At 73.6% G+C, this 14,824-nt stretch carries 13 protein-coding genes; 8 read left to right on the top strand and 5 right to left on the bottom strand.

The annotated features are described in order from the left end of the window. The first annotated feature begins 169 nt into the window (after nucleotides 1-169). Together ABD944_RS24030 and ABD944_RS24035 are read left to right on the top strand one after the other, a co-directional pair. On the top strand, nucleotides 170-1,375 hold the full coding sequence (locus ABD944_RS24030; protein ID WP_345179993.1) for a hypothetical protein: 1,206 nt from the start codon (nucleotides 170-172) through the stop codon (nucleotides 1,373-1,375). 211 nt (nucleotides 1,376-1,586) lie between these two features. Continuing rightward, the gene (locus ABD944_RS24035) at nucleotides 1,587-2,783 is read left to right on the top strand and encodes a cytochrome P450 (RefSeq protein ID WP_345179994.1); all 1,197 of its coding nucleotides are present in this window, start codon (nucleotides 1,587-1,589) and stop codon (nucleotides 2,781-2,783) included. A gap of 11 nt (nucleotides 2,784-2,794) precedes the next feature. Here ABD944_RS24035 and ABD944_RS24040 read toward each other — a convergent pair whose 3' ends face one another. The 4 genes from ABD944_RS24040 to ABD944_RS24055 all read right to left on the bottom strand — a co-directional run bounded on the left by ABD944_RS24040 (nucleotide 2,795) and on the right by ABD944_RS24055 (nucleotide 7,521). Continuing rightward, the gene (locus tag ABD944_RS24040) at nucleotides 2,795-4,369 is read right to left on the bottom strand and encodes an SAM-dependent methyltransferase (RefSeq protein ID WP_345179996.1); all 1,575 of its coding nucleotides are present in this window, start codon (nucleotides 4,367-4,369) and stop codon (nucleotides 2,795-2,797) included. Nucleotides 4,370-4,603: 234 nt separating this feature from the next. After that, nucleotides 4,604-5,797 (bottom strand): family 2 encapsulin nanocompartment cargo protein terpene cyclase, encoded by a 1,194-nt coding sequence (locus ABD944_RS24045; protein ID WP_345179998.1) that lies wholly within the window; start codon nucleotides 5,795-5,797, stop codon nucleotides 4,604-4,606. A 50-nt stretch (nucleotides 5,798-5,847) separates the two neighbouring features. Next, nucleotides 5,848-6,684: a geranyl diphosphate 2-C-methyltransferase gene (locus ABD944_RS24050; RefSeq protein WP_179843744.1), complete on the bottom strand. Its 837-nt coding sequence runs from the start codon at nucleotides 6,682-6,684 to the stop codon at nucleotides 5,848-5,850. Nucleotides 6,685-6,876: 192 nt separating this feature from the next. Beyond that, a complete protein-coding gene (locus ABD944_RS24055) occupies nucleotides 6,877-7,521 on the bottom strand; it encodes a DUF6962 family protein (protein WP_345180002.1) in 645 nt (214 codons plus the stop codon). Nucleotides 7,522-7,625: 104 nt separating this feature from the next. Between ABD944_RS24055 and ABD944_RS24060 the strand changes: the two genes are divergently transcribed. Beyond that, nucleotides 7,626-9,044: an RtcB family protein gene (locus ABD944_RS24060; protein ID WP_345180004.1), complete on the top strand. Its 1,419-nt coding sequence runs from the start codon at nucleotides 7,626-7,628 to the stop codon at nucleotides 9,042-9,044. Between the two features lie 43 nt (nucleotides 9,045-9,087). On the opposite strand, the gene ABD944_RS24065 is transcribed toward ABD944_RS24060, so the two are convergent. Beyond that, entirely contained in the window at nucleotides 9,088-9,510 is a 423-nt protein-coding gene (locus ABD944_RS24065; protein ID WP_345180006.1) for an archease, read from the bottom strand. A 185-nt stretch (nucleotides 9,511-9,695) separates the two neighbouring features. Between ABD944_RS24065 and ABD944_RS24070 the strand changes: the two genes are divergently transcribed. From ABD944_RS24070 to ABD944_RS24090, 5 genes are all read left to right on the top strand, one after another. After that, a complete protein-coding gene (locus tag ABD944_RS24070; protein ID WP_345180007.1) occupies nucleotides 9,696-10,790 on the top strand; it encodes a S1C family serine protease in 1,095 nt (364 codons plus the stop codon). A 115-nt stretch (nucleotides 10,791-10,905) separates the two neighbouring features. Continuing rightward, a complete protein-coding gene (locus tag ABD944_RS24075) occupies nucleotides 10,906-11,574 on the top strand; it encodes a TetR/AcrR family transcriptional regulator (RefSeq protein ID WP_345180008.1) in 669 nt (222 codons plus the stop codon). After that, nucleotides 11,571-12,482, top strand: a complete 912-nt coding sequence (locus tag ABD944_RS24080; protein ID WP_345180010.1) for an ABC transporter ATP-binding protein — start codon at nucleotides 11,571-11,573, stop codon at nucleotides 12,480-12,482. Before ABD944_RS24075 ends, ABD944_RS24080 begins: the two co-directional genes overlap by 4 nt. Then, nucleotides 12,479-14,137, top strand: a complete 1,659-nt coding sequence (locus ABD944_RS24085) for an ABC transporter permease (RefSeq protein ID WP_345180011.1) — start codon at nucleotides 12,479-12,481, stop codon at nucleotides 14,135-14,137. Before ABD944_RS24080 ends, ABD944_RS24085 begins: the two co-directional genes overlap by 4 nt. A 56-nt stretch (nucleotides 14,138-14,193) precedes the next feature. Further along, the gene (locus ABD944_RS24090) at nucleotides 14,194-14,796 is read left to right on the top strand and encodes an LOG family protein (RefSeq protein ID WP_345180012.1); all 603 of its coding nucleotides are present in this window, start codon (nucleotides 14,194-14,196) and stop codon (nucleotides 14,794-14,796) included. Nucleotides 14,797-14,824 lie beyond the last annotated feature (28 nt).

Here is a 14,824-nt window from a genome sequence, read left to right on the forward strand (position 1 = left end):
CCAGGGAGGGAGGCCCCATACCGGTGGCTCTGGCTTCTTCCCGCCGGGCTTCGGTCAACGCCGGACCAATCTTGGAATCGGACGGTGCCGGGAGGTGCGGGACGGATCGCTTCGGGTACGCGCCCCGGGCGTCAGCCCGAACCGCCCCGCACAGGAAGGGAGGAGCCTGGTGGCCTTCAACCCGCTCGAACACCGCGGCATCCCGCTGGACGACCAGCTGCGCAACTGGGCGCAGCTGGACGTGGCACCCGTCGACCCCGACAAGTCCGATCCCTACACCAAGTGCCGCATCATCGCGATGAACGGCATCGAGGTGGAGGCGATCATGTTCAGCCACCACTTCAACCGCATCTGCCCCGACCTGGAGGTCAAGCGGCAGCTGGCCCAGGTCCGCAACATCGAGCAGCAGCAGCAGAAGGTGGTCAACTGGCTGCTGCCCGGCCAGGCGTCGGTGCTGGAGACCACCATCAGCTACGAGCAGGTCGCGGTCGACCTGACCGGCTGGGTCGCCCGCCAGGAGCCCGACCCCTACCTGAAGCAGGCCTACCAGTTCGGGCTGCTGGAGGACTTCGACCACCTGTACCGGTACGCCAACCTGTACGAGATGATCGAGCACCGCCGGGCCGAGAAGATCGTCGACCAGCTCACCGAGGTGATGCCGGGACGGCCCGGCCACCTCCAGCACCGCCACCCCTTCGACAACGTCCGCGAGCCCTACGACCGCGAGGCGGCCGCGCCGATCTCCAAGCTGCACGCGCTGACGATCATGGCGGCCGAGCAGCAGACGATGAACTTCTACATGAACGTCGGCCCCATGTACATGGAGCCCATCGCGCGGCAGCTCTACCAGGACATCGGCCTCATCGAAGAGGAGCACGTCACCCACTACGAGTCGCTGGTCGACCCCGGGGAGACCTGGTGGGAGCGCCTCGTCAACCACGAGTACAACGAGTGCTACCTGTACTACTCGTTCATGCAGACCGAGTCCGACCCGCGCATCAAGGACATCTGGGAGCTGCACCTGAACATGGAGCTGGAGCACCTGCGGATAGCCTGCGACCTGATGCGCCGCCACGACGGCCGCGACCCCGAGAGCATCCTCGCCCCCATGCTTTCCGAGCCGGTCACCTTCGAGCCGAACAAGCAGTACGTGCGCGAACTGCTCGCCACGCAGATCGACTACACGACCCTCGGCACCGGCTACGTCCAGGAGGCGCACCGCCGCTTCGAGGAGTACCAGGACAAGATCAACGCCGAGCGGCCGCCGCAGGAGCGCGTCATCGACGAGCACCGCGCCAAGTTCGGCGACGAGTACCGCCTGGAGACCGACGGGCCCCACCCGGTCGGGCGCCTCCGCGACAAGCCCGCCGGCTGACCGCCCGCCGCGCCCCCGCCCGCCCCAGCCCGCGTCCCGCCGCCTTCGGTCGTGACGCGGCCATTCGAGCGCGGGAATTGTGGCACGGTCCACCGCCGGATGGCCGTAATCGGTCACATGGCGCCCTTCGCGATGTGCTGGGGTTGGGGGGAAGGACGCCGTAAGCGAATGCTGACCGGCGTGCGGCTTTCGATGGCGGTAGGAGGCTGCGATGGGTGTGCGGTACAGCCTGTACGACTTCGGAATTCAACAGGACCCGTATCCGGTCTACGCGCAGTTGAGGGAGGACGCGCCGGTCTACAGAAATGACGAGGAGGATTTCTTCGTCCTGTCGCGGCACGCGGACGTGACCGCGGCATTCCGGGACTTCCGGCGCTTCTCCAGCGCGAACGGGATCCTGCTGGAGCCGTCGGTGTGGGGGCCGGAGGCGCGGACGCACGCGTCGTTCCTCGCGATGGACCCGCCCGAGCACACCCGGATGCGCGGGCTCGTGGCGAAGGCGTTCACCCCGCGCCGCGTCGCCGCGCTCGAGCGACGGGTCCGCGGCATCGCGCGCGGCCACCTGGACCGGGCGCTGGACGGCGCGGGCCCGGGCGGCGCGGAACTGGACCTCGTGGCCGACTACGCGGCGCTGCTGCCGATGGACGTCATCTCCGAGCTGGTCGGCGTCCCGGAGTCCGACCGCGGCGAGCTGCGGCGGCTGGCCGACGCGATCGTCCACCACCAGCAGGGCGTCCGGGACGTGACCGAGGCGGGCCGCGGGGCGCTCTCGGCCCTGGTGGGCTACTTCCACGGTCTGCTCGCCGAGCGCCGGGCGCGGCGCCGCGACGACCTGGCGTCGGCGCTGCTGGACGCCGCCGACGGCGACGACCACCTGACCGAGGCCGAGATCATGGGGGTGCTGTTCATCCTGATCGCGGCCGGGAACGAGACGGCCACCCACCTGATCTCGAACGCCTGGCACTGCGCCTGGCGGCATCTGGACCGGCCGTCCGGGGCGTTCGGGCGGATCGGCGACTGGATCGAGGAGACGCTGCGGCTGGAGGCCCCGGCGCAGGCCGACGGGCGGACGGTGACCGCGGAGTTCACGCTGCACGGCGTGATCGTCCCGGCCGGGGCCCGCATGCTGCTGGTGATCGGTGCCGCGAACCGCGACCCGCGCGCCTTCGCCGATCCCGACCGCTTCGACCTGGACCGCGACACCAACGCCAAGATCAGTTTCGGGTCGGGGCGGCACTACTGCATCGGCGCGCACCTGGCCCGGCTGCAGGCCCGGGTCGCTCTGGAGGAGCTGGCGGCCCGCACCGGCGACTACGACATCGACGAGGCCCGGGCCCGGCGGGTCAACTCGCCGTACGTGCGCGGGTTCGCCGAGCTGCCGACCGTGATCGCCTGCGGGGCGGGGTGAGGGGGAACCGGTCAGGGCTTGCGGGCGACGGCCCCGATGAAGTGGCACCACCGCGGGTCCGGCGCCGGCCCCGCGGGGCGCGGGCGGCCCCACTGCGGGACCCACACGACGCCGGGGTCGAGGATCTCCAGCCCGGCGAAGCAGCGGGCCACCTCCTCGGGGCCGCGCGAGTAGATCGGCAGTTTCGACCTGCGGTACACGGCCTGGGAGTGCTCGGTGTCGCCGGGGTCCATGCCGCCGTCGTAGCCGTGGGAGATCACCACGTGGCTGCCGGAGGGCAGCCGGCGGGCGAGGCGCCCGACGAGCCCGGCGGGGTCGTCATCGTCGTGCACGAAGTGCAGGACGGCCACCAGCAGCAGGCCGACGGGCTCGCCGAAGTCGATCAGCTCGTTCAGCCGGGGGTCGGCCAGCAGCTCCTCGGGGCGGCGCAGGTCGCCCTCGACGACCGCGACGCTGGGGCTGCCCTCCAGCAGGGCGCGGCCGTGCGCGAGCACCACGGGATCGTGGTCGACGTAGACCACGCGGGCGTCCGGAGCGGCGTCGCGGGCGATCTCGTGGACGTTGCCCTGCGTGGGCAGGCCGGTCCCGACGTCGATGAACTGCCGGATGCCGGCCTGCGCCGCCAGGTGGCGGACGGCGCGGGTCAGGAAGTCGCGGTTGGCGCGGGCTGCGGCGGGGGCGTCGGGCACCGTCTTCATGATCTCCTCGGCGGCCGCGCGGTCGACGGCGTAGTTGTCCTTGCCGCCGAGGAAGTAGTCGTAGATGCGGGCGGGGGAGGCCTGGAGGGTGTCGATGGCCAGGTCGGCGGCCCGGTCCGCGGGCAGCGGCACCAGGGCGGGACGGGGCCGGTAGTCCAGCCCCGGGTCGTCGCGGCCGATCTGGCCGGCCGTCCGCCGGAGGGCGGGCCCTGGCCCGCCCGGCGCCAGCAGGTCCTCCGCCTCCTCGTACAGGCGGAGCGCCTCGTGCTTGCGCCCGGCCCGGTGCAGCGCGAGCATCAGCATGCTCCGCAGATGCTCGTTCGCCGGCTCCTGCGCGACCCAGCCGCGCGCGGGCCCGATGAGTTCGCGGTGCCGGCCCTGGGAGAGCCGCACCTCGGCTAACTCCTCGCGCACCTGGCCGCGCTCGCCGACGAGGGCCCGCCGGGTCGCGTCCATGGCGCCGGCGGCGGGCAGGTCGCCCAGCGGCTCCCCGCCCCACAGCCCCAGCGCGCGCTCGTAGCCGGCGATCGCCGCGGCGGCGTCGGAGGCGCGCAGCCGCCGTGCGCGGGCGGCGAGCGACCGGAACCGGGTCAGGTCGAGTTCGTCGTCCTCGTCCAGGACGAGCCGGTACCCGCCGTTCTCGGTGACGAGCCGGCCGGGCGGGAGCGAGAGCCGCGCGGCGCCGACGGCCCGGGTGAGCGCCGCGGCCGGATCCGGCACGCCGGAGGGGGCGGCGAGCCGCTCGACGAGCACGTCGGCCGGGACGGGGCGGCCCTCCTCGATCAGCAGCGTCACCAGCAGCCCGCGGGCGCCGGAGTGGGGCACGGCGATGGATTCGCCGCTCTCCGCCCGGATGCCCAGCCTCTTGCGCAGAATACGGAATTCCACCGTGCGCCTCGCTTCATCCCCGGATACAGCGACGCAGAGAGAGTAATGCAGGCGGCCTTTTCCGGTGCGCGCCGGCCCGGCCGTGCCGGATCACGCTTGCACATCGGACGATTCTTGGCTTCCGTCTTGACTCGATGTGGTAATGCCGTCAACACCGGCCGTGCGACCGAACATGATCTGGTGATCACTGGTGTCCGGTAAAGCCCGGCGCCGGACACCTCCGGAACAGCGGATTCAGCCGCCTTCGCGGTAGCGCGGGTTGGTGGCGTGCCATTCGAAGCCGCCGCCCATCCAGGCCCGCAGCCCGCGCAGGAACCGCTGCAGCTCGGGGGACGGGACGCCCGCGAGCTCCCGGTGCCCGGCCTCGAAGTCGCGGACGAGGTCGTTGTGCAGGCGCACGGCGGTCTCGGTCGCCTCCTCCACCGAGCAGCCCCGGTCCGCGGCGATCAGCAGCACCAGGTTGCAGACGGGGTTCTCGTCGGCGGCGTCCTTGGCCACCGAGTGCAGGTCGTTGACGATCACGCTCGCCGTCCCCGCCCGGAAGGCGGCGCGGCGGACGCGCGGGTCGTAGTACAGGTGGGCCGGGACCTCGTAGCCGCCGACGACGTCGATGAGCGTCATCGAGGTGTAGAAGCTGTCGTGCTGGCGCGCCGCCAGGTACTCCCAGGCGGGCGGGTGCTCACCGGTCTCGCGCCAGGCCGCGTAGGCCGTCCAGCTCACGAACATGGCGAAGGTGGAGTAGCAGATCCGCTGGACCTGCACGGGGGACGCGTGGCGCTTCAGGTGGCCGACCGCCGAGCCGAGCATCCGCAGGACGACGTCGCCCTCCACGGCCTCGTCCAGCGGCGGGGTGAACTCGCCGGCGGACGGCACCGGGTCCATCGCCGACATCACCAGCGTGAGGCGCTGCGGCAGCCGCGCGGGCACGGCGCCGAGGGCGGTGTCGTCGGCGTAGTAGTCGTCGGCCGCCCACCATCCGGCGTTCAGCTGCGCGGCGACGAGCAGGGCGTCCGGGTCGTCGGTGTCGGGGTGGGCGAGGGTGACGAGGCGCCCGAAGGCCGCCTTGCCCAGCGCGTCGAGCTCGTGCTCGTCGAACCCGCGGTCGCTCGCCCAGGAGGCCAGCCGGGCGTCGACCTCGGCGGCGAGGACGTCGTCGGCGCGCTCGGGCAGAGGGCAGTAGAGCGGAGAGTGCGAGCCGTCGCCCCAGTCGCGCTCGACGTAGCCGGGCCCGCCGCCGCCGACCGGACGCGGATGCCTCCCGGCCAGGAGGTCGCCGTAGGGGACCTCCCGGCTGGGACGCGCCGCGGCGATCAGCGACGGCAGGGCCGCCGCCTCGGTGCCCGGCCCGGACGGCCGCGCCGGCCGGGGTTCCGCGGCCGAGCCGTAGGGGGCGCGCCGGCCGCTGCACCCGTGGTGCCTCGTTTCCATGGTCTGCTCACCTGCCTCCGCCCGAAGGCGACCGGTCCGGGTCAACGGGTTCAGATGCGGTCGGCGGCGATGAGCAGGTACTGGAAGCTGCCGTCGCGGTAAGCCTCCAGGAAGGCGCTCTCGATGCCGGTCGCCACCGACGACTTCTCGCGCAGCTCCCAGTACGGGATGGTGTCGGCGGTCAGGTCGACCACGGTGACGGGGACGAGCCGGTTGGCCGCCATGGCGCGGAAGTAGGCGCTGCGCGGGTGGATGTCGCACACGTAGTGGGCGTTGATGGTCGACACCGCCCGGGACGGCAGCCCGTAGACGTCGTTGTAGCAGCCGGTGATGGTGACGTACCGGCCGCCGCGGGCCAGCAGCCGGGAGTGCGCCGCGAACAGGTCGTCCAGCACGGTGTACATGGTCGACTCGTTGTTCCAGATCGCCTGGAAGGCGCCCGCCTCGAAACCCGTGTCGAGCATGTTCTTGAAGTGGAACCGGACCTTGTCGGACACGCCGCGCTCGGCGGCCTGCCCGTTGGCGAAGTCCACCTGGGCCTGGGAGATCGACACCCCGTCGACCTGGCAGCCGAAGGCGGCGTTGGCCATGATGCTGGAGCCGCCGCGGCCGGAGCCCGCGTCCATCAGGCGGTGGTCGGGCCGGATGTCGCCGAGGTGTTCGAGCAGGAACCGGGCCTGGGCGTTCTCCAGCCGGTGCAGCTCGGCGATGACCGCCTCCTCGCGAGCGTCCTCCGGGGTCTCCAGGACCGACCAGTCCACCTCGCCGATGCCGTAGTGGTGGTGGTAGATCCCCGACACGTCGCCGAGCCGCAGGTTGACCGGGTTGCGCTCGGTGTTCCAGTAGGTGGCGACGTCGTGCTGGTAGACGCTGGCGATGGCCGTCATGAACGCTTTCCTCCACGGGGACGGTGGCTCGGGATCACGGGTTGAAAGCTAACGGTGACCGTCCGTGTCCGAAAGGGCGCTCTTCAGCACAGAAGGAAGACACCTCCGTTAGGGGAATGTTCCACCGCGGACACTCCTGCCCGTCCGGCGCCGCGCGCCCGGCGGGCTCCGTGGTAGCGGACGGGCCCGCGGCTATCCGAGGAGGGCGCGGGGCTCGGGATCCGGGCGGCGCGGGTTGCTGACCGCCAGGTAGAGCAGGACCATGCCGACGATCTGGGCGAGGTGGTAGACCGAGGTCGGGTCCAGTGCGACGCCGCGGGTGACGCTCGGGTCGATCGCCTTGGTCGCGGCGGCCGCCCCGCTGGCGACCAGCGCGACGAGCACCGGGCCGGCCATCGGGTGGCGGCGCCGGGCCGCCCGGCCCCAGAGCGCGAGGATGCACGCCATCGTCAGGCCCTCGCAGGCGAGCAGGGCGCCGACCCCGGCGTGCCCGGTCACCGCGAGGACGGCGTAGGCGCCGATCCCGACCGAGCGCAGCAGCCAGAACGTCCTGCCGTGGTGCGGGCCGAGCACCTCCGCGACGGTGGCCGCCAGCAGGTAGGACACCGCGACGACGACCATGGCGCTGATCACGGCCCAGCTCGGCCCCGACCACCGCGCCGAGTACTTGATCAGCCCGTGGTGGACGGACCCCGCGAGCGCCGCGCTCCCGGCCCACCAGAAGGCCCTGCGCCAGTGCCGATGCGGCGCGGGGAACCGTCCCAGCCGGACCGCGAGCGCCACCACGACCAGCCCGAGCGCGAGGTCGCTCAGCGCGGGCGCGGGTTCGGCGAGCATGATTCGCACGCTACCCGCATGACACGCGTGAACTCCTCGACCGCCGGCGTGCCGGGGGCCTGTGAACTGCGCATGAGGGGCGGAGCCGCGGGTAGCCCCGCCTTGTGAACGCCGACCTGGTCGAGGACGGCCCCTACCGGTTCCGGATCGAGCCGACCGGCGCCATGCGCGTGCCCGGCGTGGTGTTCGCGTCGCGGGAACTGCTCGCGCCCGCCGAGAACGCGATCGGGCAGGTCGCCCACGTCGCCGCGCTCCCGGGGGTGGTGGAGGCCTCCTACGCGATGCCGGACATCCACCTGGGATACGGCTTCCCGATCGGCGGCGTGGCGGCGACCGACCCGGCGGAGGGCGGCGTGGTCTCGCCCGGCGGCGTCGGGTTCGACATCTCGTGCGGCGTCCGGCTGCTGGCGGCGGACGTCGACGCCTCCGGCCTCGCCCCCGTCCTGCGGGACCTGATGGACGGCCTCGACCCCGTCATCCCGCGCGGCATGGGCAAGGGCGCGGTGTGGAGCCTGCCGGGACGGCGGGAGCTGACCGGCATCCTCACCGGGGGAGCGCGGTACGCGGTCGAGCGGGGCCACGGGGACGAGCGCGACCTGCGCCGCTGCGAGGACGCGGGGGCGGTCGCCGACGCCGACCCCGGCCAGGTGGGCGAGCGCGCGGTGGAGCGCGGCGCCCGGCAGGTCGGCAGCCTCGGCTCGGGCAACCACTTCCTGGAGGTGCAGCGGGTCGCGGAGATCTACGACGCGGACGTGGCCGGGGCGTTCGGGCTCCGGCCGGGACAGGTCTGCGTCATGATCCACTGCGGGTCGCGCGGGCTCGGCCACCAGATCTGCACCGACCACGTCCGGGCGATGGAGGCGGCGATGCCGCGGCACGGGATCGAGGTCCCGGACCGGCAGCTCGCCTGCGCCCCGGTCGACTCCGCCGAGGGCCGCGCCTACCTGGGCGCGATGGCGGCGGCGGCCAACTACGGCCGCGCCAACCGGCAGCTGCTCGCCCAGGCGGCGCGCCGGGTGTTCCGGCGGGTCGCGGGCGCCCGGCTCGACCTCGTCTACGACGTCTCGCACAACCTGGCCAAGATCGAGGAGCACGTGGTGGACGGCGAGCGGCGGCGGCTGTGCGTGCACCGCAAGGGGGCCACCCGCGCGCTGCCGCCCGGCCACCCCGAGCTGCCTCCCGACCTGCGCGCGGCCGGCCAGCCGGTGCTGATCCCCGGGACCATGGGAACGTCCTCCTACGTCCTCACGGGCGTGCCGGGCGGGCCCGCGTTCGCGTCCACGTGCCACGGCGCGGGACGGGTGCAGAGCCGCCACCAGGCCGCGCGCGGCGTCGACGGGAGGCGATTGCGGGCGGCGCTGGAGGAGCGGGGCATCGCGGTGCGTCCGTCGTCGTGGCGCGGTCTGGCCGAGGAGGCGCCGGACGCCTACAAGGACGTGTCCGCCGTGGTCGAGGCCGGCGAGGGGGCGGGGCTCTGCCGCAAGGTCGCCCGCCTCGTGCCGCTGGGCGTCGTGAAGGGCTGACCGGCCGGGCGCGGCGCGCGGCGGGCGCCCGGCGCGGCGCCCGTCACACGTCGATCGTCACGGCGCAGGACCAGCCGCGGGCGTCGCGGCCGAACCGCAGGTCGTGCAGCGACACCGCCTTCGGTACGGCGCCCGTCCCCACCGCCTCCGCCGCGTCCCCGGTCGCCAGCCGGGCGGTGAGCCCGCCGTCCGGCGCCCCCGCGAGCGCGGCGTCCAGGACCACGGCGCCGTCGACCTCCAGGCGGTAGATCACCTCGTCCAGGACGGCGACGAGCAGGTCCGCGTCCGGGCCCGGCGGCACGTCCACCCGGACGCCGCCGGACGGGCGGACGCCGGAGACGTCGGCGAACGACTCCACGAGCCCGGCCACCGCCTCGGCGACGCAGCGCTCCCGCGTCGGCCCCCACGCCTCGATCCGCAGGTCGGCGGGGTGGGGGACGCCCCGGTGCCCGCTCGCGCCCGCCATGGCCGGACGGCTACCCGGCTCCGGTCACGGGAAACCGGCCGGGCCCCTGCGGCGGGCGGCCGGGCGCGCCCGACGCCCCCGAAAGATCATCTGCGGCCCCGGCCTGCGGCATGACGTCGCAAAATCGCGCGCGGCGCGGCGCCCGCCGCGCGGAGGGCGGGAACGGTGCCCTCTGGAGGTGGAGCGTGGACAGGAGCGCGAGAGCGAAGGCGTGCGCGGCGGCGCTGGCGGGGGCGATGGCGGGAGGAATGACGCTCGCCGGGTGCAGCGGGGGGTCCGAGAACGCCGGGCGGGCCGGGAACCCGGGTCCGGCGTCGGTGCGGACGTCGGCGCCGGTCCCGGAGTCCGGGTCGGACCTGCAGCAGCAGTACGTGAAGGTCGTGGACGCCGTCCTGCCGTCGGTGGTGAAGATCCAGACCGACCAGGGGGAGGGGTCGGGCGTCGTGTTCGACGCGCAGGGCGACATCGTCACCAACGCGCACGTGGTCGCGGGGGCGAAGAAGATCCAGGTCACCTCGTCCGGCGGCGGCTCCCCGATGAACGCCTCCCTGGTCGGCGAGTTCGCCGCCGACGACCTGGCCGTCGTCAAGGTCGCCGGCGCGTCGCTGAAACCGGCGTCGTGGGGCGAGTCGAGCACGGCGCAGGTCGGGCAGATCGTGCTGGCGATGGGCAACCCGCTCGGCCTCTCCGGAAGCGTGACGAACGGGATCGTCTCCGCGCTGCACCGGACGGTGTCGACCAAGGGCGAGGGGGCCTTCCAGGGCTCGACCATCGCCGACGCCATCCAGACGAGCGCGGACATCAACCCGGGCAACAGCGGCGGCGCCCTGGTCACGCTGGACGGCCAGGTGATCGGCATCCCGACCGCGGCGGCCTCCGACCCGCAGATCGGCGCCGCGGCGCCCGGCATCGGGTTCGCGACGCCGAGCGACACGGTCAAGCGGATCGTCCCGCAGCTCATCGAGTCGGGGAAGGTGTCGAACTCCGGCCGGGCCGCGCTCGGCGTGGCGGTGCGCACGATCGTCGACCCGCAGACCGGACGGCGGACGGCGGTCGCCGTCGTGGAGGTGCAGAAGGGCGGCGGGGCCGCCAAGGCGGGGATCCGGCCGGGCGACCTGATCCTCGCGGTGAACGGCACCGCGACGCCCGACCAGACGGCGCTGACCACCGTCCTCGCGAACCTCAGGCCCGGCCAGACGGTGAAGGTCGAGATCCAGAAGCCGGACGGCTCGAAGAAGCAGGTCCAGGTGACGCTCGGCCAGCTGCCCGGAGGCGGTTGAGCCCCTTAGGCCCGGACCGCCGGCGCCACCCGTCCCCAACGGGTTGACGGTGGCCTGTACGTGAGTACAGTGTACAAGTGTACAGGCTACTGAACATGCGTACAGGGGGGTGGGGATGGCGACGCGGGAGCGGGCCGACGACCTGACCGGGCGCGCCCGGATCAGGGACGCGGCCCTGCTGGAGTTCGCCGAGCACGGCGTGAAGGGCGCCACGATCCGGGGCATCGCGAAGGCCGCCGGCGTGTCGCCCGCCCTCGTCCAGCACCACTACGGCACCAAGGAGGCGCTGCGCGCCGCGTGCGACGAGCACGTGATCGAGGTGATCCGCGAGACCAAGCAGGAGGCCCTGAACGGCGGGATGGCGAGCCCGAGCTTCCTCGCGATCGCCATGCGGACGGCCCTGCCGGTCCAGCGCTACCTGGCCCGCGCCCTGACCGACGGGTCGGCCGCCGCGTCCGTGCTCTTCGCCGAGGCGATCGCGTTCAGCGAGGAGATGCTCGAACGCGGCGCGCCCGGCATGGCCGCGCCGAACACCGACGACCTGCACGGCTACGCGACCGTCCTGACCGGCATGAGCTTCGGTGTGATCGTCCTGCACCAGCACATGTCCAGGGCTCTCGGCGGCGACGTCCTCCTGGGCGACGGCTACCCCCGCATGGCGCTGGCGATGCTGGACGTCCTCGACGACCGGCTCCTGTCGCCCGAGCTGGTGGCGCAGACGCGCGCCGCCCTGAAGAACCTGCCCGCCCCCGGCGGGCGACCCCTCGACGAGGAGGACCGGTGACCACGAACACGCCCCCCATAGCCCTCTCCGGCCTGGTCAAGAAGTTCGGCCGGACCCGCGCGCTGGACGGCCTGGACCTGACCGTCCGGCCCGGAGAGGTGCACGGCTTCCTCGGCCCGAACGGCGCCGGGAAGTCCACCACCATCCGCATCCTGCTCGGCCTTCTGCGCGCCGACGGCGGCACCGCCCGCCTGCTCGGCGGCGACCCGTGGCGGGACGCGACCGAACTGCACCGCCGGCTCGCCTACGTCCCCGGCGACGTGACGCTGTGGCCGAACCTGTCCGGCGGCGAGGTGATCGACCTGCTCGGCCGGATGCGCGGCGGCGTGAACGCGCGCCGCAAGGCCGAGCTCCTCGACCGGTTCGAGCTCGACCCGCGCAAGAAGGGCCGCGCCTACTCCAAGGGCAACCGGCAGAAGGTCGGGCTCATCGCCGCGCTCGCCTCCGACGCCGAGCTGCTGCTGCTCGACGAGCCCACCTCCGGGCTGGACCCCCTCATGGAGGAGGTCTTCCAGGAGTGCGTCCGGGAGGAGCGCCGCGACGGCCGCACCGTGCTGCTGTCCAGCCACATCCTGTCCGAGGTCGAGGCGCTCTGCGACCGGGTGACGATCATCCGCAAGGGCGTCGCGGTGGAGTCGGGGACGCTGGACGAGCTGCGGCACCTGACCCGGACGTCCATCGACGCGGAGCTGGCCTCGCCGCCGGACGGCCTGCCGCTGCCCGGCGCGCACGACGTCCGCATCGACGGCAACAAGATCCGCTTCGAGGTGGACACCCCCGAACTGGACGCGGCGCTGCGGCAGCTCACCGAGGTCGGCGTGCGGAGCCTGAGCAGCCGCCCGCCGACGCTGGAGGAGCTGTTCCTGCGCCACTACAAGGACGAGCTCGCGTCGGAGGCCGCGCGATGAGCACGACGGTCCACGAACCGCGGGCGGCCGCGCCGTCCCGCGCCACGCCCCTGCGGTCGCTCACCGGGACCGGCGGGCTGATCAGGCTGATCCTGCGCCGCGACCGGTTCCTGCTGCCGTCCTGGGTGATCGTGCTGGCGCTGATCCCGATGAACTTCGTGGCGGCCACCGACAGCCTCTACCCGACGGCCGCCGAGCGCCTCAAGTACGCGCAGACCACGGGGAACAACCCGACGTTCCTCGCCCTGTACGGGCCGCTGTACGACACGAGCCTCGGCGCGATCATCGCCCAGCGCTCCGGGTTCATCCCGGTGATCGTGGCGCTGATCAGCGTGCTCACCGTCGTCCGGCACACCCGGACCGAGGAGGAGGCGGGCCGCCGCGAGCTGCTCGGCGCCACCGTCACCGGGCGCGGCGCCGGCCTGGCCGCGGCGCTGGCCGTGACCATGGCGGCGAACCTCGTCCTCGCCGCCCTGCTGACCGCGGGCATGACGGCGCAGGGCCTGCCGTTCGCGGGCTCGCTGGCGTTCGGCCTGCAACTGGCCGCCGCGGGATGCGTCTTCGCCGCCCTCGCGGGCGTCACCGCCCAGCTCAGCGAGGGCGCGGGCACCGCCAGGGGCATGGCGATCGCCGCCGTCGGCGCCGCGTTCGTGGTCCGGATGGCCGCCGACGTCGGCGGCGCCGGCAACGGGCTGTCGTGGCTGGGCTGGCTGTCCCCGCTCGGATGGGAGAACCGCCTGCGCGCCTACGGCGGGGAGCGCTGGTGGACGCTCCTGCCGATCGCCGCGCTCACGGCCGCCCTGGTCGCCGCCGCGGGCCTGCTGTCGGCGCGCAGGGACGTGGGCGCGGGCGTGCTGCCGCCCAGGCTCGGCCCCGCGGACGCGTCGCGCCCGCTCTCGGGGCCCCTCGGCCTCGGCTGGCGGCTCCAGAGCCGCGCCCTCTACGGCTGGCTCGCCGGGTTCACCGCGCTCGGCGTCGTGTACGGCGCGGTGGCGGGCGGCGTCGGCGACATGGTCAAGGACAACCCCGAGCTGGAGAAGATCTTCACCCGGCTCGGCGGGCAGGGCGGGATCACCGACGCCTACTTCGCCTCGATCATGAGCATGCTCGGCCTGATCGCCGCCGCCTACGCGGTCTCGGCCACGCTGCGGCTGCGCATCGAGGAGACGGGCCAGCGCGCCGAGCCGGTGCTCGCCACCCCCGTCGGGCGGCTGCGGTGGGCGTCCGGCCACCTGGCCTTCGCGCTGCTCGGCCCGGTCGCGGGGCTCGGCGTCGCGGGCCTGGCCGCCGGGCTGGCGCACGGCGTCGACACCGGCGACCCCGGCCGCGAGGTCCCGCGCGTCCTGCTCGCCGCGCTCGCGCAGCTTCCCGCCGTGTGGCTGGTCGGGGCGATTGCGCTCGCGCTGTTCGGCCTCGCGCCGAGGTTCACCGGCGGCGCCTGGGCCGCGGTCGGGGTCTTCGCGGTCGTGACGCTGTTCGGAGCCGGGCTCGACCTGAGCCAGTGGGCCCTGGACGTCTCGCCGTTCACCCACGTCCCGAAACTGCCGGGGCACGACGTCACCGCCGCGCCGCTGCTCTGGCTGCTGGCGATCGCGGCCGTCCTGTCCGCCCTCGGCCTCCTCGGCTTCCGCCGCCGCGACCTCTCCACGGCGTGACCCCGGCGCCGGATAATCGGCGAGCCTCCCCGGACCCGAGCCGTTAGATTGGCCGGGTGACTTCCCGGAAACCCCTCGCCGTCTGCGTGTTCTGCTCGTCCAGCGGCAAGATCGACCGTCGTTACGTCGACCTCGCCGCGGAGGCCGGCGCCGAGCTGGCCCGGCGCGGCCACAGCCTCGTCAGCGGCGGCGCCCAGGTCTCGTGCATGGGCGCCGTCGCCCGCGCCGCGCGGGCCGGCGGCGCCCGCACGGTCGGCGTGATCCCCGAGGGGCTGGTCAGCGTCGAGATCTCCGACGAGGACAACGACGAGCTGATCGTCACCCCGGACATGCGGGCCCGCAAGGGCGAGATGGACCGGCGCAGCGACGCGTTCCTCGTCCTGCCCGGCGGCATCGGCACGCTGGAGGAGCTGTTCGAGGTGTGGACGGCCCGCGTCCTGTCCATGCACGACAAGCCCATCGTCATCCTCGACCCGACCGGCGTCTACGAGCCGCTGCGCGAGCTGATGACGGGCCTCACCGAGCAGGGCTTCGCCCGCCCCAAGATCTGGGACGCCGTCGGCTGGACGAGCTCGGTCCCCGAGGCGTTCGACCTCCTGGAGCGGTCCCAGCCCCGGATCGAGTTCTCCCCCGAGGACTACGCCGAAGCCGAACTCTGACCGTCCCCCTTCCCGCCTGCTAGTCATT

Source organism: Actinomadura verrucosospora, assembly GCF_039540335.1.
GTDB classification, from domain to species: domain Bacteria; phylum Actinomycetota; class Actinomycetes; order Streptosporangiales; family Streptosporangiaceae; genus Spirillospora; species Spirillospora verrucosospora.

Bases quoted from the DNA above. Each gene is read 5' to 3' on its own strand.
- ABD944_RS24085 (WP_345180011.1), top strand. From the start codon at position 12,479: ATGAGCACGACGGTCCACGAACCGCGGGCGGCCGCGCCGTCCCGCGCC.
- ABD944_RS24035 (WP_345179994.1), top strand. From the start codon at position 1,587: ATGGGTGTGCGGTACAGCCTGTACGACTTCGGAATTCAACAGGACCCG.
- ABD944_RS24045 (WP_345179998.1), bottom strand. From the start codon at position 5,797: ATGGAAACGAGGCACCACGGGTGCAGCGGCCGGCGCGCCCCCTACGGC.
- ABD944_RS24065 (WP_345180006.1), bottom strand. From the start codon at position 9,510: ATGGCGGGCGCGAGCGGGCACCGGGGCGTCCCCCACCCCGCCGACCTG.
- ABD944_RS24075 (WP_345180008.1), top strand. From the start codon at position 10,906: ATGGCGACGCGGGAGCGGGCCGACGACCTGACCGGGCGCGCCCGGATC.
- ABD944_RS24050 (WP_179843744.1), bottom strand. From the start codon at position 6,684: ATGACGGCCATCGCCAGCGTCTACCAGCACGACGTCGCCACCTACTGG.
- ABD944_RS24055 (WP_345180002.1), bottom strand. From the start codon at position 7,521: ATGCTCGCCGAACCCGCGCCCGCGCTGAGCGACCTCGCGCTCGGGCTG.